The sequence below is a fragment of the Streptomyces sp. NPDC003035 genome (assembly GCF_042888285.1).
Taxonomy (GTDB): Bacteria; Actinomycetota; Actinomycetes; order Streptomycetales; family Streptomycetaceae; genus Streptomyces.
This window is the reverse complement of the sequence record NZ_JBIAPJ010000005.1, coordinates 251,632-271,244: the sequence shown is the minus strand read 5'-3', so window position 1 is coordinate 271,244 and position 19,613 is coordinate 251,632. Positions and strand designations below refer to the sequence as shown.

8 protein-coding genes are annotated in these 19,613 nt (G+C 67.6%); 4 read left to right on the top strand and 4 right to left on the bottom strand.

Annotation, left to right across the window (positions count from 1 at the left end):
- Nucleotides 1–9: 9 nt before the first annotated feature.
- Genes nuoL through nuoN form a run of 3 tightly spaced genes read left to right on the top strand, consistent with a single transcriptional unit; the run spans nucleotide 10 to nucleotide 5,191 of the window.
- Nucleotides 10–1,950, top strand: coding sequence for an NADH-quinone oxidoreductase subunit L (gene nuoL, locus ACFYV5_RS17910; protein WP_389169237.1), 1,941 nt, complete (start codon nucleotides 10–12; stop codon nucleotides 1,948–1,950).
- A gap of 5 nt (nucleotides 1,951–1,955) precedes the next feature.
- On the top strand, nucleotides 1,956–3,545 hold the full coding sequence (locus ACFYV5_RS17905; RefSeq protein ID WP_389169235.1) for an NADH-quinone oxidoreductase subunit M: 1,590 nt from the start codon (nucleotides 1,956–1,958) through the stop codon (nucleotides 3,543–3,545).
- Nucleotides 3,542–5,191, top strand: coding sequence for an NADH-quinone oxidoreductase subunit NuoN (gene nuoN, locus ACFYV5_RS17900; protein ID WP_355104933.1), 1,650 nt, complete (start codon nucleotides 3,542–3,544; stop codon nucleotides 5,189–5,191). The genes ACFYV5_RS17905 and nuoN overlap by 4 nt, the downstream gene beginning before the upstream one ends.
- Before the next feature lie 66 nt (nucleotides 5,192–5,257).
- Here nuoN and ACFYV5_RS17895 read toward each other — a convergent pair whose 3' ends face one another.
- Nucleotides 5,258–5,812: a hypothetical protein gene (locus tag ACFYV5_RS17895; RefSeq protein WP_355104935.1), complete on the bottom strand. Its 555-nt coding sequence runs from the start codon at nucleotides 5,810–5,812 to the stop codon at nucleotides 5,258–5,260.
- 95 nt (nucleotides 5,813–5,907) lie between these two features.
- Nucleotides 5,908–7,134 carry a fumarylacetoacetase gene (gene fahA / locus ACFYV5_RS17890; protein ID WP_355104937.1) on the bottom strand — a complete coding sequence of 409 codons (1,227 nt, stop codon included), beginning with the start codon at nucleotides 7,132–7,134 and terminating at the stop codon, nucleotides 5,908–5,910.
- Between the two features lie 287 nt (nucleotides 7,135–7,421).
- Here fahA and ACFYV5_RS17885 point away from each other — a divergent pair, with 287 nt between their 5' ends.
- Nucleotides 7,422–8,702, top strand: a complete 1,281-nt coding sequence (locus tag ACFYV5_RS17885) for a peptidase (RefSeq protein WP_389169233.1) — start codon at nucleotides 7,422–7,424, stop codon at nucleotides 8,700–8,702.
- Nucleotides 8,703–8,765: 63 nt separating this feature from the next.
- Here the strand turns inward: ACFYV5_RS17885 and ACFYV5_RS17880 are convergent, their stop codons facing one another.
- Nucleotides 8,766–9,314, bottom strand: a complete 549-nt coding sequence (locus tag ACFYV5_RS17880; RefSeq protein WP_389169970.1) for an SMI1/KNR4 family protein — start codon at nucleotides 9,312–9,314, stop codon at nucleotides 8,766–8,768.
- Nucleotides 9,315–9,353: 39 nt separating this feature from the next.
- Entirely contained in the window at nucleotides 9,354–19,610 is a 10,257-nt protein-coding gene (locus tag ACFYV5_RS17875) for a LamG-like jellyroll fold domain-containing protein (protein ID WP_389169967.1), read from the bottom strand.
- Nucleotides 19,611–19,613 lie beyond the last annotated feature (3 nt).

Sequence of the window (19,613 nt, the reverse complement as noted above, 5' to 3'; positions counted from 1 at the left end):
GGCTGAATTGTGGAGAACCTGATTGCGCTGCTCGTCGCGGCGCCTCTGCTGGGAGCGGCCGTCCTGCTGTGCGGCGGGCGGCGCCTGGACAAGGCCGGGCCCTGGCTCGGCACGCTGCTCGCGGCCGTCTCCTTCGTCATCGGTGCCGTCCTCTTCGCCGACATGCTCGGCAGGAGCGCGGACGACCGGGCCCTGCACCAGCGGCTGTTCAGCTGGATCCCGGTCGAGGGCTTCCAGGCGGACCTCGCCTTCCAGCTCGACCAGCTGTCGATGACGTTCGTACTGCTGATCACCGGCGTGGGCACGCTGATCCACGTGTACTCGATCGGGTACATGGAGCACGACGAGCGCAAGCGCCGCTTCTTCGGTTATCTGAACCTGTTCCTCGCGGCGATGCTGCTCCTCGTCCTCGCCGACAACTACCTGCTGCTGTACTTCGGCTGGGAGGGCGTCGGTCTCGCCTCGTACCTCCTGATCGGCTTCTGGCAGCACAAGCCCAGCGCGGCCACCGCCGCGAAGAAGGCCTTCCTGGTCAACCGGGTCGGCGACATGGGCCTGTCGATCGCCATCATGATCATGTTCACCACCTTCGGGACCTTCGCCTTCGGGCCGGTGCTCTCGGCGGCGGGCGAGACGTCCGAGGGCACGCTGACGGCGATCGCGCTGATGCTGCTCCTCGCCGCCTGCGGCAAGTCGGCCCAGGTGCCGCTGCAGTCCTGGCTCGGGGACGCGATGGAGGGCCCGACCCCGGTCTCGGCCCTCATCCACGCGGCCACGATGGTCACCGCCGGTGTCTATCTGATCGTCCGGTCCGCCGCCGTCTTCAACGGCGCCCCGGACGCGCAGCTCGTGGTCACCGTGGTCGGCGCGGTCACGCTCCTCTTCGGTGCGATCGTCGGTTGCGCGAAGGACGACATCAAGAAGGCGCTCGCCGGCTCGACCATGTCGCAGATCGGCTACATGATCCTGGCGGCGGGCCTCGGCCCCATCGGCTACGTCTTCGCGATCATGCACCTGGTCACGCACGGCTTCTTCAAGGCCGGGCTCTTCCTCGGCGCCGGTTCGGTCATGCACGGCATGAACGACGAGGTCGACATGAGGAAGTACGGCGGCCTGCGGAAGTACATGCCGGTCACCTTCGTCACCTTCGGCCTCGGCTACCTCGCCATCATCGGCTTCCCGGGCCTGTCCGGCTTCTTCTCCAAGGACGAGATCATCGAGGCGGCCTTCGCCAAGGGCGGCACCGAGGGCTGGATCCTCGGCGGCGTCGCCCTGCTGGGCGCCGCCATCACCGCGTACTACATGACGCGCGTGATGATCATGACCTTCTTCGGCGAGAAGCGCTGGCAGCCCGCGCCCGACCCGGACACGGCGCCCAGCGTCGAGCCGGGCATCGAGGTGCACCCCGGCGAGATGCCGCACCCGCACGAGTCGCCGAGGTCGATGACGATCCCGATGATCCTGCTGGCCTTCGGGTCGGTCGGCGCGGGCGCGTTCTTCGGGATCGGCGACCGCTTCGTGCACTGGCTGGAGCCGGTCACCGCGTTCGAGCACGGGCACCCGCCGATCAGCGCCGGAGCCATCACCTCCGCCACGGTCGCGGTCATGGTGCTCGGCGTCGGGCTCGCGTACCTCCAGTACGGGCGCAGGCCCGTCCCGGTCACCGCGCCGCGCGGCTCGCTGCTCACCCGGGCCGCCCGCCGCGACCTCCTCCAGGACGACTTCAACCACGTCGTCTTCGTCCGGGGCGGCACGCACCTCACCCGCTCGCTCGTCTACGTCGACCACACCCTGGTCGACGGGGTGGTCAACGGGACCGCGGCCTCGGTCGGCGGTCTGTCCGGCCGGCTGCGCAAGCTGCAGAACGGCTACGCCCGCTCGTATGCGGTCTCCATGTTCGGAGGTACGGCGGTGCTGATCGCCGCGACCCTGCTGATGAGGGCGGTGTGATCGCCATGTCCCAAGTAGTCAACGCGGGGTTCCCCCTGCTGACGGCCACGGCAGCGGTGCCGGCGGTCGGTGCGATCCTCACCGCCGCCGTCCCCGCCGCCCGCCGTACGGCGGCCAAGTGGCTGGCGCTGTTGGTCTCGCTGGTCACGCTCGCGCTCGCCGCGGTCGTCATGGTCCGCTTCGAGCCCGGTGGCGACCGCTACCAGCTCGTCGAATCCCACTCCTGGATCAAGGACTTCGGGGTCCGCTACGAACTGGGCGTGGACGGCATCGGGGTGGCACTGATCGCGCTCACCGCGCTGCTGATCCCCTTCGTCATCCTGGCGGGCTGGCACGACGCCGACCCCCTGGAGACGAAGTCGTCGCGCTGGCGGCCGACCCAGGGCTTCTTCGCCCTGATCCTCATGGTCGAGGCGATGGTGATCCTCTCCTTCGAGGCCACCGACGTCTTCCTCTTCTACATCCTGTTCGAAGCCATGCTCATCCCGATGTACTTCCTCATCGGCGGCTTCGGCGACCGCGCCCACGCCGGCTCGGACGAGAACGCGGCGGCCCAACGCTCGTACGCGGCGGTCAAGTTCCTGCTCTACAACCTGGTCGGCGGACTGATCATGCTGGCCGCCGTCATCGGGCTCTACGTGGTCGCGGGGAACTTCTCCCTCACCGAGATCGCCGAGGCCCGGGCGAGCGGGCAGCTGGAGATGGCCACCAACACGGAGCGGCTGCTCTTCCTCGGCTTCTTCTTCGCCTTCGCGGTGAAGGCGCCGCTGTGGCCGCTGCACACCTGGCTGCCGAACGCGATGGGGGAGGCGACCGCCCCGGTCGCCGTCCTCATCACCGCGGTCGTCGACAAGGTCGGCACCTTCGCGATGCTCCGCTTCTGCCTCCAGCTCTTCCCGGAGGCCTCGAAGTGGGCGACCCCGGTGATCATCGCGCTCGCGCTGATCAGCATCGTCTACGGGGCGTTGCTCGCGGTCGGCCAGCGGGACATCAAGCGCCTGGTGGCGTACGCCTCGATCTCGCACTTCGGCTTCATCATCATGGGCATCTTCGCCATGACCAGCCAGGGCCAGAGCGGCGCGACGCTCTACATGGTCAACCACGGGATCTCGACGGCCGCGCTGATGCTGGTCGCCGGCTTCCTGATCTCCCGGCGCGGCTCGCGGCTCATCGCCGACTACGGCGGTGTGCAGAAGGTCGCCCCGGTGCTCGCCGGCACCTTCCTGATCGGCGGTCTGGCCACCCTCTCGCTGCCGGGTCTCGCGCCCTTCGTCAGCGAATTCCTGGTCCTGGTCGGCACGTTCGCCCGGTACCCGGTGGCGGGCATCATCGCCACCACCGGCATCGTCCTCGCCGCGCTCTACACCCTCGTCCTGTACCAGCGGACGATGACGGGCCCGGTGAAGGAGGAGGTCCGGACGATGCCGGACCTGCGGGTGCGCGAACTGGTCGTGGTCACCCCGCTGATCGCCCTGCTGATCTTCCTCGGCGTGTTTCCGAAGCCCCTGACGGACATCGTCAACCCGGCCGTGGAGCACACCATGTCCGACGTCCAGCAAAAGGACCCTGCACCCGAAGTGGAGGCGGCCAAGTGAGCGCAACGGCTGTCCACAGCCTGTGGACGACGGCCGCCGAGCCCGTCAGCAAGATCCCGGCACCCCATATCGAGTACGTCCAGCTGTCGCCCGTCCTCATCGTGGTCGGCGCCGCGGTCCTCAGCGTCCTCGTCGAGGCCTTCGTGCCCCGCAAGGGCCGCTACCACAGCCAGGTGTTCCTCAGCGTCCTGGCGCTCGTCGCCGCCTTCGCCGCGATCGTCGGCCTCGCCGCCGGTGGCTACGGCTCCACCAAGGCCCACATCGCGGCCATGGGCGCCATCGCCGTGGACGGCCCGGCGCTCTTCCTGCAGGGCACCATTCTGCTGGCCTCGATCGTCGCGGTCTTCACCTTCGCCGAGCGCCGGCTCGACCCCGCCGACCACGGCCACAGGGTCGACTCCTTCGCCGCGGAGGCCGCGGCCGTCCCCGGCGGCGAGCAGGAGAAGGCCGCGATCAAGGCCGGGTTCACCACCACCGAGGTGTTCCCGCTGGCGCTGTTCGCCGTCGCCGGCATGCTGGTCTTCCCCGCGGCCAACGACCTCCTGACGCTCTTCATCGCCCTCGAGGTCTTCTCGCTGCCGCTCTACCTGCTCTGCGCCGTCGCCCGCCGCAAGCGGCTGATGTCGCAGGAGGCGGCGGTCAAGTACTTCCTCCTCGGTGCCTTCTCCTCGGCGTTCCTGCTCTTCGGGATCGCCCTGCTCTACGGCTACGCGGGCTCCGTCTCGTACGCCACCATCGCCGACGTCGTCGACGGCTCGGTCACCGCGGTCGACCCGGCCCTCGCCGGGACGATGGGCAACGACGTCCTGCTGCTCATCGGCTTCGCCCTGGTCCTGATGGGCCTGCTCTTCAAGGTCGGCGCCGTGCCGTTCCACATGTGGACCCCGGACGTCTACCAGGGCGCGCCGACCCCCGTCACCGGCTTCATGGCGGCCGCGACGAAGGTCGCCGCGTTCGGCGCGCTGCTGCGCCTGCTGTACGTGGTGCTGCCGGGCCTCACCTGGGACTGGCGGCCGGTCATGTGGGGCGTCGCCATCGTCACCATGCTGGGCGGCGCGATCGTCGCGATCACCCAGACCGACATCAAGCGGCTCCTCGCGTACTCCTCCATCGCGCACGCGGGCTTCCTGCTGGCCGGTGTCATCGCCGCGACGCCCACCGGCATCTCGTCGGTGCTGTTCTACCTGGGCGCGTACTCCTTCGTGACGATCGGCGCGTTCGCCGTCGTCACGCTGGTGCGGGACGCGGGCGGCGAGGCGACGCACCTGTCCAAGTGGGCGGGTCTCGGCCGTCGTTCGCCGCTCGTGGCCGCGGTCTTCGCGGTCTTCCTGCTCGCCTTCGCCGGCATCCCGCTGACCTCCGGCTTCTCCGGCAAGTTCGCGGTCTTCAAGGCGGCGGCGGAGGGCGGCGCGGGCGCGCTGGTCGTGGTCGGCGTCGTCTCGTCGGCGATCGCCGCGTTCTTCTACATCCGGGTGATCGTGCTGATGTTCTTCAGCGAGCCGAAGGCCGACGGCCCCACGGTCGCCGTGCCCTCGGGCTTCACGGCGGCCACGATCACGGTCGGTGTGGTCGTGACGCTGGTGCTCGGCCTGGCGCCGCAGTACTTCCTGGACCTGGCGAACCAGGCGAGCGTCTTCGTCCGGTAGGGGCGCCCGTACGCGACTCAGGGCCCGGTCTCCGCGCGAGCGGCGACCGGGCCCTGACGCGTACGGCTACGACTTCGGCTTCTCCTCGTCGCAACACTCCACCCTCGGGTTGTACGGGGTGAGCACGCCCTTCGGGTTCTTCTTGAAGATCCAGGCGTGCAGGGAGTAGATGCTCCCCACACCGGGGACAACCTCCGGCCCGTCGAAGCTCTTGCCGAAGAGCTGCGGGGCGGTGGGCTGGCCCGTGTTCGGGACGATGTACTCCAAGGCGACCAGCTTGCGCTCGCCACCCTTGTGGTCCTCCGCGTACACCAGGGCGGCGGGCTTCTGCGGGTTCGTGCCGAACTGGTCGGGCAGGCCGTTCCGGCCGACGTGGAAGTAGTGGAAGCCCATGCCGCCGAGCTTCGGGTCCTCGACGCACTCGTTCGTCCGGACGTAGCCGTCGGCGATGGCTGCCTGTTCCGACTTGTACTTCACCGTGGCGTCGTACGCCCTCTTCAGGTCCGGGTGGGGCCAGCCGTGGTCCGGCTTCGCGGCCGAGGCCGGGGCGGTCACCAGGACCAGCGAGGCAGCGGCCGCGAGGCCGAGTGCGGCTATGAGCGGACGGGATCGTGCGGGCATCTGCGTGCTCCTTGAACGGGAGTGTCGGGTCCCCCACCGACAGCAGCATGGGCCGCCGGTGAGGGGTCCCGCACGCGGAGTGACCCATTGGGGGGTCAGGCCGCCGGAACGATCCGGCCCGTCACCTCGCCGAGCGCGACCTGGGTGCCGTCCGGGCCCGGAGCCCACGCGGTCAGCGTGACCTCGTCGCCGTCCTCCAGGAACGTCCGCTTGCCGGTGGGCAGTTCGAGCGGGTCGCGGCCGTTCCAGGTCAGTTCGAGCAGCGAGCCGCGCTGGTGCACCTCGGGGCCGGAGACCGTGCCGGAGCCGTACAGGTCACCGGTCCGCAGCGACGCTCCGTTGACCGTCATGTGGGCGAGCTGCTGGGCGGCCGTCCAGTACATCGTGGCGAACGGCGGCTCCGAGACCACCTGGCCGTTGATCTCGACGGTGATCCGCAGGTCGAAGCCGCCGTGCTCCTCCTCGCCGGAGTCGTCCAGGTACGGCAGCAGGTCGAAGTCCCGGGCGGGCGGCGCGGTACGGGCTGCGTCCAGGGCCTCCAGGGGGGTCACCCAGGCCGAGACGGACGTGGCGAAGGACTTGCCGAGGAACGGGCCGAGCGGTACGTACTCCCAGGCCTGGATGTCCCGGGCGGACCAGTCGTTCAGGAGCGTCAGACCGAAGACGTGCTCGCGGAAGTCGGCGAGCGGGACCGGCGTTCCCTGGGCGGACGGGGTGCCGACGACGAAGCCGACCTCCGCCTCGATGTCCAGCTTCACGGAAGGCCCGAAGACGGGAGCCGGGTCGGTGGGCGCCTTGCGCTGCCCGGAGGGGCGCACGACCTCGGTGCCGGAGACCACGACCGTGCCCGCGCGACCGTGGTAACCGATCGGCAGATGCTTCCAGTTGGGCGTGAGCGGCTCGCCGTCCGGGCGGAAGATGTGGCCCACGTTGGTGGCGTGGTGCTCGCTCGCGTAGAAGTCGACGTAGTCCGCGACCTCGTACGGCAGGTGCATGGTGACCGCGTCGAGCGGGTGCAGCAGCGGCTCTATCTCCGGCCGGTGCGCGGGCACGGTCACCCAGGCGGTCAGGGCCCGGCGCACATCGCGCCAGGCGGTCCGGCCGGCGGCGAGGAGGGGGTTGAGGCTGGGCTGTGCGAGCAGCGCGGCGTACGGCGATCCGAGGGCGTGCGCGGCGGCTCCCGCGTCGAGGACATGACCGCCGATGCGGACGCCGACCCTCCGCCGGTCGGGCTCGTCGGCGGTGGAGAAGACGCCGTACGGAAGGTTGTGCGGGCCGAAGGGATCGCCTTCGGCGAGGTCGAGCGGGGACTGCTCGGGCATCGGTGCTTGCCTCGCTTTCCACGGGTGTGGGGGACACGTTACGGGGCGGGACGCTCGGCGCGGATGACATGGGTCACACAAAAAGTGAGGCCTCCGTGCACAACTGTCCATGTTCGCGCGGTTTATGCCTGCAGTGGGGCGGGGGTGCGGCTGAGCGCGTTCAATTCGCTCTTTTCCCGGGCCTTATCCGGGCCATACGATCTCGGCAACGCCGCGCCGCGTGAAGACCGCCGCAGGCGCAGCCCCCCTTCTTCCATCCTTCTTCTTTCGACCAGAAAAGGTCTGCCTTGAAGATTCGCCGCATTCTCGCGACGGCCGTCGCCGCCGCCGTGACGACCCCGGTCGTCCTCCTCTCCGCCGCTCCGGCGTTCGCGGACACGAAGCCGGCGGCGCCGGCCCAGGAGCAGAAGCAGAACCCGACGCTGGAGCAGCTGCAGCTCGCGGTCGCCAAGGCGAAGACCGCCTACGACGCTTCGGTCATCGCTCTCGACGCCGCCGAGAAGGCCGTCGAGGACCTGAAGAAGGCCGACAATAAGCTGAAGGTCGCCGCCGCCGACGCGCAGACGGCGGCCGACGAGGCCGCCGCCGCCAAGACCGCGGCCGACGACAAGCTGACGAAGGCCAAGGAGGCCTTGGCGGCGCTGCCCGCCGACGCCACGGCCGAAGAGAAGGCTGCCGCCGAGACTGCTGTCTCCGAGGCCCAGGTTGTCGCCGACACCGCGAAGACCACGGCCGAGACCAAGGCCGAGGCCGCCAAGCAGGCGCAGAAGGCGTACGACGACGCGCTGGCCGCAGCCAAGGCGGACGTCGAGACCGCCAAGCAGACGAAGCTCGACGCGGACAAGGACCTTGAGGCCGCCAAGCAGGCGCTCAAGGAGGCCGAGGAGGAGGAGCCGGGCGAGGGTGAGTGCACCGTCGACCAGAACCTCGTCGCGACCATGACCGGCCCGCAGAAGATCACCGCCGGTACCAGCGGCGTCTTCACCTTCCGGCTGACCAACAAGGGCGAGGTTCAGCTGGGCGAGGTCGGCGGCTACGCCGAGGCCTTCGCCATGGACGAGGAGCAGGACAAGTTCCTCGACCTGACCTGGTCCTCCGCGAACAGCCCGAAGTGGCAGCCGATCGACGACGAGGAGGGCTTCTCCAGCCTCGCCGCGTTGAAGCCTGGCGGCTCCTTCGACTTCAAGCTGAAGGTCACCGTCGACGCCAAGGCCCCGGCCGGCGACGGCATTGTGATCGGTGGCGGTGCCTACATGAACGAGGACGGCTCCTGCGGCTGGTCGGAGGAGGGCGCCTACGCCGAGTTCGGCATCGTCAAGGGCAGCAAGCCCTCGACCGGCTCCAACGGTGGCTCCAACGGTGGCGGCAACACCAACACCACCGAGCAGGGAGGCACCTCCACCACCCCGGTGAACGGCGGAACGACCGGTTCCACCAACGGCAACCTCGCCAACACCGGTTCGAACGACATCGTTCCGCAGATCGCCCTCGCGGGTGGCGCGGCCGTCGTCCTCGGTGCCGGCGCGATGTTCATCGTCCGTCGCCGCAAGGCCGGTTCGAACGCCTGATCAGAGCAGTGAGTGAGGGGCCCGCATTCCACCAGGAATGCGGGCCCCTCAGCAGTATGGCGCTTACCGCTCGGGTCCCTCCCACACGATTGAGGATTCACCCGGGACCCGTGTCCAGCGTTCCAGGCGGAGGGGTCCGGGGTAGAATACCGAGCTTCCCGGACCGACCATATCGCCACCGGTCAAGTACCCGTGCAGCCACTCTGCGAACCCCATCCGGTATTCGTAGAAGTCCTGCTCGTCGCCGTCGCAGGTAAGGATCCGCCAGGAGTTCCCCTCCCTGTCTCTCGCGGCGAACACGTACTCACCTCGGTCGGTGGTGGCGAGGGGTACCATTCCCGTCCTGCCGCCGAACCTAGGACCTGTCTTCTCGAATCCGGGACACGCGACGCCTTCGCCCCAGCTTGTTTCCCGGAAGGCCTCAATGGTCTGCCTCAAGAATATGTCGAGGTCTTCCGAGGGGTGCGGGAGGTCGAGGTGCCAGTTCACCTGCACCGGGGCGTACGTCTCCACGATTCGCTTGTATTCTTCTGGGAAAGTAATGTTGAGATTTGCTTCAATGTGCTCCCACGCTGTGCTAGGGGCGGCGTAGGCCGTGCGTGGCTCGCCCATCAAGGCAAACACCGCTCCCAGGTAATCCATTTGAATCCCTCACTTCTTCTGTGGGCAGTTGGGAGTTCCGACAGTCTTTCCGCCGGACAGCTGGTTATAGACGGTGCAGTGCTTCCACTCGCCACTTCCCGCGATCGAGTAGTTGTATTCGATTCGCGAAGGAATTCCGGAGCTGTTGTTGTCGTAGTGCGGAACGATCGACACTGTGACGCGCCTTCCAGATTCGAGCCCGTCACGAATGTCCTTCTCGATAGTGTCCCTCAAGTACGGCGTGTTCACGTGGCTGTATTGCGCAACGAGGTTGCGCAGGTCCGTACCGGATCCACCACCGAGCTTGGGTATCAGATGCCCGTTGTGCGGTTCCCCGCCATACGAGCGTATCTCGGCGTACCCTGGAGGCTTCTTGGAGCCAGTGGAGGTACCCGGCCCCGGTTTGGCCTTTGTCGTCAGATCGCTGTAGTCCAGGAGACCGTAGACGCCGGTGGCGCGACATTCCTCACGCATGCTGAAGCTGTCGTAGTACCGCTCGCGAGGGAGATAGATCTGGTGCCCGGTCGGGCTCACACCCGGTCCATCGTCGCACTTGTTGTCCTTGCGTGTACGTCCACGAGTGCCCCCGCCAGGCTGGGGTTGGAGGCGCGGATCGGGGCCGTTGATGACGTCGGGTGCAAACATGGCGATCGCCAGGAGATCGAGCATCGCCTTTGAGGTGAAGGTGGCGGTGGTGACGCCCGTGGTCGCTGTCCATGTCGCCGCTGCCCATACCGCGATGGCCGGAGGAAGGGTCGGGGCCGGGAACGGGTTCCAGTCGTTGTTCGGGTTCTGATCGATCGGCGGCTTCGGGGGCTTGACCGTGGTCGTACCGCACGTGCCGTTGCAGCGGTACTGGTTGCCGCGACTGTCGCCTCCGGAACTCGACCCTCGACTGCTCACTACCCGTCCGTAGCCCAAGGGGGTGTCGTAGTTGCTGTTGCCCCGTGGGGCGGTAGCCGCGTGGTCCGCCTGGCTCGTCAGCGCGTAAGTGGTGTACTTGGTGTCACACCGGTCGATGATGATTCCGCAGGTCGGCCCGACAGCGGTTGAGGTGTTCGGCCCCAGGAGGTCTTCCGTGAAGGCGGATACGGCCTCACACAGAATGGCCCACCAGGCGGCGCAGTGGCCGGTCGGGTCGGTGTGGTTGAGCGGATCCGCGTTCCCGTACACCATGCGGTTCGCCTGGGCCGACGGGCTCGGGTCGAGCTGCCAGGTGTCGCGGGACACGAACGCTCCCGTACTGGGCCGGTACCAGCGGGCGGCCATGTTGACGTCGCCCGACGAAGGGTCCGTCCAGCCTGACTGGTAGCCGAGCGCTCCGCCGACGCCAGCCGTCGCAGTGACCTCGCCGAAGGGGGAGTACGCCCGGGAACCCGTGACCGTGCGGCCGTCCGGGGACAGCCCGGCCACGACGTCTGTGTGGCGGTCGGTGACGGCCCACTGACCGGACGTCCCACTTACCATCGCCTGCAGCGACCCCCCGGGGCCACGGGAGTACTTGGACTTTCCATCGCCGGTGACGCCGTTGGAGCCGCCGTCGTAGGTGAGGGCCTGAGGGCCGGCCGTGGCAACGCGGTCCAGCGAGTCGTACGAGAATGCGGACGAACCGTCGGTGATCTTCCGCTCGAAGGCGTCGAAGGCCAGGGTCCGGGCGGCCTCGCCCGTCGTGATGGAGGACAGGGTGCCGCGTGGGGTGTACCTGTACGTCGAGGTGCCGTCGGACTGCAGCCGGTTGCGGGAGTCGTACGTCGATACCGTGCTGCCGGCCCTCGTGCGGTTGCCCGCGTCGTCCCAGTCGTAGGTGGTGTTCGTACCGTCCTTCGTCCAGGAGGTCATGCGGTCCGACTGGTCGTAGGCGTAGGACTGCTCGCCGGCCCCCGCCGTCCCGGCGGTGGTTTTCTTGGTCAGGCGGTCGGCGAGGTCGTAGTCGTAGCTCGTCGACGCGGTCGCGATGGCCCCCGACGGGTCGGTGATCCGGTCGCTCTTGAGCCGGCCGAGGCCGTCGTAGTCGAAGGTGCGGCGAGCGGACTCGACGTAGTCGGCGGCGCCCTCGGGCTTGGCGGCGTACCTCTCCACCTTGGGACGCCCCGCGGCGTCGAAGTCATACAGGATGTTGCCGCCAGTGAGGGAGTCCCAGGTCCAGTCGGGCCGCCCCGCCGCGTCGTATCCGTAGGAGGCCGCGCCAGCGCTCGTCTCGCGCAGGGTCATGTTTCCGTCCGCGTCGTATGCATAGGACGACGTACCGCCCGGACCCGCTGCGGACAGGAGCAGGCCCCGGTCGTTGTACCGGTACGTGTTGAGTTCCGAGGCCGCGCCCGTGCCGCTCGCGGTGAGCCGGCCCGTCAGGTCGTACTCCAGCTTGCGAGCGTTCGTCGCCGCCTCCGCGCCCGTGCCGGTCTCGGCTGTCAGGCGGCCCAGCGAGTCGTAGGCGCGTTCGCGCTTGACCCCGCCGGGAAGCAGATCGGCGATGCTCTGGCCAGCCGCGTCGTAGACGGTCGTCCAGGTGCGGTCACCGGCCTCCTGGTGGGCGTCGGTGGCCGGTTCGACCGTCGACTCGGGCAGATTCCACGGCGTGAACGTGTACACGGTGGTATTGCCACGGCCGTCCGTCAGGCGGGTGCGATTCCCGGCCGCGTCGTGGCCGAAGCTCGTGACGATCGACCGCGTGGCGCTGATCGGTTCGGTCTGTCGGGTCCTCCGACCCGCGGCGTCGTACGCGTAGGTGGTGCGAGCCAGCGTCGCCGAGACGGAAGCCGTCAGGTTGCCGTCCGGGTCGAACTCCGCGCTGGTGGACCGCAATGCGGTCGTCCCGGTGCCGTAGTCGGTTGTTCCGGTGACGTTGCCCAGCGCGTCGTGAGTCTGCGTGGTTCTGCGGTTGGTCGCATCCACGGTCTCGTTCTGCCGGCCGAGACCGTCGTAGCCGAACCGTGTGACGCCGCCGAGCGGGTCGGTCAGGGAGACGATCTCGCCCGCCGCGTTGTACCCGCCGGTCGTCGTCCGGCCGCCCGGGGTGGTGGAGCTGACCTGGTTGCCTGCGTCGTCCCAGCTGTAGCGCGTCGTCAGGTTCTGTGGCGATGGGTAGCGCTCGACTGCGGTCTCGGTCAGCTTGCGCCCCAGTTCGTCGTACGTCGCCTCGCTTCTCGCGCCCGTCGGGTCGGTGGTGGAGAGCTGCTTACCAGTGGGCGTCCAGGTGTAGCGGGTGAGCCCCGCGCCACTGAGGTCCGTCTCGTTGCTGTTCAGCGTTGAGAACTCGCTCTCCGCCAGAGTCGGCAGGGTGCCGCTGACGATCACCGGGTCCGTTTTCGTGGTCAGGTGACCGAGCTGGTCGTAGGCGTAGCGGGTGGTGCGGCCGAGCGGATCGGTTGCGACGGATACGCGACCGGCGGAGTTGTACTCGGTGCGTGATACGGCAGTGATCTTCGTGCCGCCCGGCGGGGTGTAGTCGGGCAGCGTGACAGCGACAGGACGGCCGAGCTTGTCGACCTGGGTGCGGGTCACAGCGCCACGGGCGTCCTTCGTTTCCGTGACCTCGCCGAAGGTGTTGTAGCCCGTGAGGAGTGCAGGCTGGGACGTCCTTGCAGCCTCCCCCTTCTCCTCCGTCTCGACTGCTGGAGCCTTCTGCTCCACCAGCTTTCCCAGCTCGTCGTAGCGGCGCGTGGTGGTGTAGGCGGCGGCATTGGCCCCGGCAACGTTTCCGCGGGGGCTGACCGTGGATATGAGCAGGCCGCGGTCGTCGAAGGTCTGGGTGGTGACTCGCGTGCTGGTGCCGTCCGTGAGCGTCGACTTGATGGGGTTGCCCGCGGTGTCGTACTCGCTGGTGGTGGTCAGTTTCTTGCCGGAGGTGTCGATCGTCCTCGCCTGCGTTGTCAGGCGATCGTCGTTGTCGTAGCCGTAGGTGGTGACGCGGTTCAGCCCGTTGGGATCCAGCACGCTGCTGGTGGTGCGGCCCGTGGCGTCCACCACGTGGGTGACCGTCGTACGGCCGCCACCCGTTATTTGTTGGGTCAGATGTCCTGCGCCGTTGTAGGCGTTCGACTCCAGCACGATGTCGCGCTTGGTTCCGTCGGACTGGGTGACCTGCTTGGCTGTCGTCGTGGCGGAGAGGCCGTCGTCGAAGTATGTGTAGGCGGTTGTGGCGCCCATGGCATCCGTGGTCGAGGCCAGGCGCCCGGCGGGGTCGTACGCGTTGGACTGCAGCACGAGCTCGCGGCTCTCCCCCGACGGGTCGCCCTTCCAGCCCCACAGCGCGGTCTCGTGGTGTTGCCCGTTGGGCGTGTATCGGTAAGAGAAGATGTTGCCGGTCTGGTCGATGGAGACGTCCACTCGGCCCAAGCCGTCGTGAGCGTAGCGGGTGCGGTTGCCCTCCGAATCCGTGGTGTACTCGTTGAGCCCGTGGGCGTCGTAGGTGTAGGTCGTGGTGCGCTTTGCGTCGGCGCCTGTGGTGTCCTCGGTCGACTCGGTGAGGAGCAGGCCGTCGGCATCGAATGTTCGGCTGATCTTGGCGGTGTGTGTGACACCCGTGATCTCGTTCTTGACTGCTGCCCCGGTCTCGGTGACGACCTTGGACATGCTGTCGTAGGTGTAAGCCGTCGTCACGCCGGCCGGGAAGCTGTCCGACACCTGGGTCTCGGACAGTTTCCGGCCGAGCCCGTCGTACGTGAACTTCGTGACGAGACCGCCTGGAGAAGTGATCTGGGCGAGATCACCGTTGGAGACGTATCCGTAGGAGGTGATGGCTCCTGCGGGCGTCTTCTCTGTGGAGACCAGGCCGGCTGGGACGGTGCCGCCACCCACTGCTGCCTCGGTGCCCACGGTGTACGTCCTGACACGTGACCGCCCGTCCGCGAGCGTCGTCGTGGCAGGTAGACCGGTGGACGTGTACGACATCGTCGTGCGGTACCGGTTGTCCACCGGGTTTGCGGAACGCGCGTCCCGTGCCGCGACGGGCTTGTCGTTGCGTGGATCCATGGGGTCTGCGTCGTTCACGTGGTATTCCATGAACGATGTCCAGCATGAGTTGGCATCCCGGCATGTAGTACGGGAGACAGTGTTGCCACGAGCGTCGTGGCCCGTAGTGACCGTGTGTCCGTTGGGGTCGGTCACCGTGTGCTGGAAGCCGCCGCTGTCGTACGCATAGGTGGTGACACCGCCTTGCGCGTCGGTCTCGGACGCAATGCGGTTGCCCCGAACGGCGTCGTAGGTCGTGGCTGTCGTGTAGCCGACGGGGTTCGTGACCTTGACGGTCGCGCCGAGCGCTACGTTCGCCGAGACCGCCTTGGCCCTGTAGTGGGTCGACACCTCCTGTTCGGTGAGCGCGTGCTGGTAGACCGCAGGCTCGTCGATGGTTCCGTTGAAGTAATAGGTGCCGTTCGCAACGCCCATCCAGTCCTGGCTGGCGTAGCCTGCGCCGATGTAGGCGTGGCTGGTCCGCTGATCGGCGCGGGTGCCGGTCAGCGTGCCGACCTGGACACCGTCGAGGTACAGGGTCTGGGTGGTGCCGGATGCGGACAACACGACGTGGTGCCATGTGTCGTCCGTGACGACCTGGGCTGAAGTGATGGGCGCCCCGCCGGGCAGCCAGAACTCGCCGCGGAGTTTGCCCGCTTGGTCGACGTTGAGGATCGGGCGCCAGGTCGTGGGCGTCGTTCCGAGAGCCGTGTTCTGTGCCCCGAGCAGGACGCCGTGGGATCTGGTCCGGAACCACATTTCGACGGCGAGGTCGGGAGCTCCTCCGAGTAGCGTCCCGGGTATCTGTACGGAGGTCTTGCCGGCAAACTGGACGGCGTTGCCCCCAGAGGTTCCGAAGGCGCCGGTCCCGCCGAGCTGACCTACCGAGCCGTCGGTGCCCGGAGTGGCCTGGAACGTGGCGTCCCCGGCGTTGACGGCGACAGCACTGGAGAGCTTGGTGCCCTCCTCCTCTTCGAAGCGCCAGTAGGCGGCGGGAGCGTCGCTCATGACACTGTCCCGATACTGCTCGGCATTGCCCTCTACCAGGCCGGTCCGAGCCTTGAAGTGGCGCGCGACCGTGCTGCCTACGGGGGCAGGATAGGCGTAGTCAACAGTGCTCGACGCGCGGAAGGTCACGAGTGACTTGTCGTAGAAGGCCACTTCGTCGATTTGGCCCTCGAAATTTCGCTCTCCCGCAGTGCCGCCGTCCCAGCCTGGCGCGGACCAGCCGCCGCCGATGTACATGTGGGGCATGCGCTTGAGGTCGGGATCGAGCTGCGATATCCCCACCACCGCGCCGTCGAGGTAGAGGGCCTGCGCGCCCTTGCCGGAAGTAAGCACGGCATGGTGCCACTTGTCATCGGTCACGGTGGCAGAAGACGTCATGATCACCGAGCCGCCGACCAATTGGCCGCGTAGCTTGCCAGCAGCGTCCACGTTCAGCATCGGCCGGTAGTCGGTGGGCTGCGTGCCCAGTTCTGCGTTCTGCTGCGACACGAGGACACCAGGCTTGGTCGTCTTGAACCAGAGCTCGATGGAGGGCGACGTCGTGGTGCCGAGTGCTTCCGCCGGTACCTTCACCGCCGCATCAGCGGTGCCGTCGAACGTGACCGATGTGTCGTCGCCGTCGGCGAAGGCCCCTGGGCTACCCAGGTGGGTGCCGTCCAGGTACGAGCCGTCCATGCCATCACCCACGGAGCTGAATGCCGAGGCTCCGGTGCGTTCGCCGAGGCGCCAGTAGCCCAGGGGTCCCGACCCGATCACGGCATCCGCGTAGGACGAAGATGCGGAGGAGTAGGACGGATCCGAGATCTTCCAGGTGCCACCGTTCTGGTCGGTGGTCTCGGTGACCCGGCCCGTGCCGGAGTTGTACGTGACCTGGGCGTGGATGCGGCCAGACGGCAGCGTGACCTTGGTCATCCGAGGCGTCTGAGCGCGGGCTGCGTAGTGCTCCGCCACCGTCGTCGGGTCCAGCGCGTGGTGGTACAGCGCGACTTCGTCCATCTGACCGGTCAGGCGCCGGACCCCCGCCGTCGTCGCGTCCCAGACGGGGGCCGAGTAGCCGGCGCCCAGGTAGGCGTAGATCTTCTCGTGGTGGTCGATGGGGCCGGTGAGGGAGCCGACAGGAGCACCGTCGAGGTACATGGTCTGGGTAGTTCCGGCGCCCGTCATCACGACGTAATGCCACTGGCCGTCAGTGACGGTCGCCGTGGACACGATGGGCGTGACCGGCTTGCCTGTGATCTCGAACTGGCCGCGAAGCTTGCCGGCTGTGTCGATTGCCAGCGGGCTGTAGTAATGGGGGTTGGGGACGCCGTCCTCCAGTTCCCCGCCTTGGAAGCCGACAAGCACACCTGGCTTGGTGGTCTTGAACCACAGCTCCAGTGAGAGGAACGTCGAGGCTTGGAGCGCCGTCTCTGGAAGCACGGTGGACGAGTCGGTGCCGTCGAAGCCCGCCGCGGTGTCACTGGTCCCGTTGATGGCGCCGGGCTGCCCGAGCTGCACATCGCGGTGGAAGATCTCGTCGAGGCCGTTGCGGGACGGCGCCTGACTGGTGCCGACCGGTCCCTCGGTCTCTCCCAGTCGCCAGTAGGAGACGGGATTCTCGTCGAGGACCATGCTCCGATAGATGGAGCCGTCTTCGTAGGTGTACGTCGTGCATGCCGTTGTGGAGGAGGGCGGGCAGACCTTCGTCAGCTTGTCGTCGTCGTAGGTGTAGGTCCACGTGAGGGCCGGCGAATCAGGGCCGACGGCGTTGGTCCTCACCGCGGTGACATGGCCGGCCGCCCAAGTGAATGTCAGTGAGCGACCCGACAGTTCGTCCGTCACAGACTCCAGGGGGCCGGAGTCCCCGTATCTGTATTGAAGGCTCTGGCGCCGCCCTGCACCGTCCGCGATCAGGCTGAGAAGGCCGCCGCGGCTGAAGTGGTAGGTGATGCCGCTGCGCTCGCGGACGACCCAGCCTGCGTATTCGCCCTCGCCCTCCCTTGCGAGCGTCGTGGTGCTGCCGGACGGTGCGGCATACGACCCGTCGGGGTCGACTCCGAACCGGACCCTTGAGCCGTCCCCCAGAGTGATCAGGACCGCATTGGTTCCGAACTCCTCCCGCAATTGCATGTCCCAACGGGTGGACCAGCCGGTACCGAAGGCCGTGTCACGCCGTGGGTCGAGCGAGTTGTAGGTGCGCTTGACCGACAGCTCGGGCCCGACGGTAGGGAGAGAGGCGTCTGATGCCGCCGTCGCATAGTTGCCCGTACGCGAGGCGAACTCGCGTCCGCCGTCACCGCCGAGATGACCGGTGACAGCAGGCTGTGGCACTTGAGTGGTGAAGAACGCCGGGTGTGGACGGGCCGATGTCGCCTGACCGTCCCAGACGTATGTGTACCAGGCGTAGTTCTTGCCCCAGTACAGCCAGCCGCTCGGCACCGCCCACTGCCGAGCGGTGCTGCGAGTGCCGGAGCGGCAGTTTTTACGGGTGTCCTTGCCGCTTACTTCGCAGACCTCGAACGTGTACTGGAGCGGGCTGCCCGGATACCGGTCGGTGTCCTTGCCCTCTGCCCACAGAGAAGGTGTCAGCGAGTTGAGCACGGCGCCACTCGCCGGGGACTCGCTCGTCAGCTGCGGTGGAACGTTGACGGCGGAAAACTTGACCGCGACGCCGGGTACACCATCGTCAGTGAATTTGCGGACGCCGTACTCGTCCATCGTCCACTGGAGCGTGTACGTAGCGGGGGCCAGCGGGGCGATCTTCGCGGTGAGCGTCACGCTCTCACCCGGTGAGATGTCGCTGGGCATGGGTGTCCAGCGGATCTTCGCGGCGTCTGTGATCGCCTTGCCCGTGGAGTCGAAGAGGTTGTAGCGGAGCTTGAAGTTGCTGCCCGCCGTCCAGGTCTGCTGGCCCTGGTTGGTGACGGTGACCTTCATGCTGCCTTCGGCGGTCGCGGTCACCGGTGTGACGAACCCGCCCACCTTGTAGGTCGCACCGTACTTCGTCCACGTCACGTCCAGGCGCGGCTTGCCGTTCGGGTAGTCGTCAGACCCGAACTGCTTCCACGCACGCGAGTCGGACGTCGACGCCTTCACCGCGAGGCCGTAGTTCTTCTTTCGCGCGTGCGTCCAGTCGTCGACCAGGCTGCGGCCGGCCGAGCCGAGTGGCATGCCTTCCCAGGCGGGGCCGCATGACCAGGTCGTCGTACCCTCCGGCCGCCATCCGTGGGCGAAACTCTTGGAGGCCAAGGAGGGGCCGGTGGCTGGACCTGGATAGGTCGTGGTAGTGCTCTCGGCCCAATTGGACGTGATGGGGTGGATGGTCACCGGGCGCGCGCTGCAGGAGTACGACCAGGTGTTGTAGAGGTTGAGCTTGGCATCGAGGACCCAAGCATTCTTGAGAGTGCTCTCAAGGCCTGCGAAGCGCAGGAAGCTCGCCGCCTTCGTGCCTCCGCCGTTGTGGGTACCGACCTTGAGGACCGTGTCGCCCGAGAAGTTCTGGTTGTAGGGATACTGCACGTACGTGCCGGACGTGGAGGTGACTCCAGTCACGGAGGGGTCCACACGGACCGGGAAGACACGCTCAGGGGCGTTCAGCCACTGCTTGTCGAGCGTAACGACGAGGACCTGGTGGCCGGTGTTCCCGGTCAGGCGGTAGCTGACACCGGACGATATGACGCCCTCGTTGGCGTTTTCTGCCCGCCGTGAGTCCTCCATCCACCCCGGGGGCATCCAGGCGTGCAGCCCCCCGGTGGGGTCTTCGAAGCTCACACCGCCGTTGCTCAGCCGTGCTGTGAGGCCATCAAGTTCTAGCGGGAAGCGCCACTCTGTGGGCGCGTCCTTGCTTCGCAGGATCAAGGTCTCCTTGACCGAGGCGCCGCCGGCCACCAGTTCGAGATCCGTGGCTCTGCGGATATTCGGGTAGGTGACTGCGCTGCCATCGACTCTGCCAAGCACCGGGGCGGCGCCTTCGACGGAGTATGCGAGGGACTGCTTCTCGCCGGTCTGCATGCGAACCAGCGAACGGGTGTTCCCGTATTCGGCGAAGGTGATCTGGTCCGCCGTGGAGCGGGCGCGCCACTCGCCGCCCGCGTTCATCGTCGCCGCGCCGTCCGGTCGTACGAGTGTGGTATCGATCGGCGTCCACCCGCCTTGCGGCTTGCGGAAGTTGACTGGCTCATCGAAGAGTTGAGTGGTGCGTGTTCCGTCGGGGTTCAGGAAGGTGCGGCTTCGCTCATCGCGCTCATTGGCCAACTCTTTGCTGCGGCGATGGTCGAAACCTTCGATACTCGTGCGGGCAGGTTCGGTAACCACTGTGGCTTTGCCCATGAC

Excerpts from the sequence above, each read along its gene's own strand:
- ACFYV5_RS17905 (WP_389169235.1), top strand. The coding sequence starts at position 1,956 with ATGTCCCAAGTAGTCAACGCGGGGTTCCCCCTGCTGACGGCCACGGCA.
- ACFYV5_RS17895 (WP_355104935.1), bottom strand. The coding sequence starts at position 5,812 with ATGCCCGCACGATCCCGTCCGCTCATAGCCGCACTCGGCCTCGCGGCC.
- fahA (WP_355104937.1), bottom strand. The coding sequence starts at position 7,134 with ATGCCCGAGCAGTCCCCGCTCGACCTCGCCGAAGGCGATCCCTTCGGC.
- ACFYV5_RS17880 (WP_389169970.1), bottom strand. The coding sequence starts at position 9,314 with ATGGGCGAGCCACGCACGGCCTACGCCGCCCCTAGCACAGCGTGGGAG.
- ACFYV5_RS17875 (WP_389169967.1), bottom strand. The coding sequence starts at position 19,610 with ATGGGCAAAGCCACAGTGGTTACCGAACCTGCCCGCACGAGTATCGAA.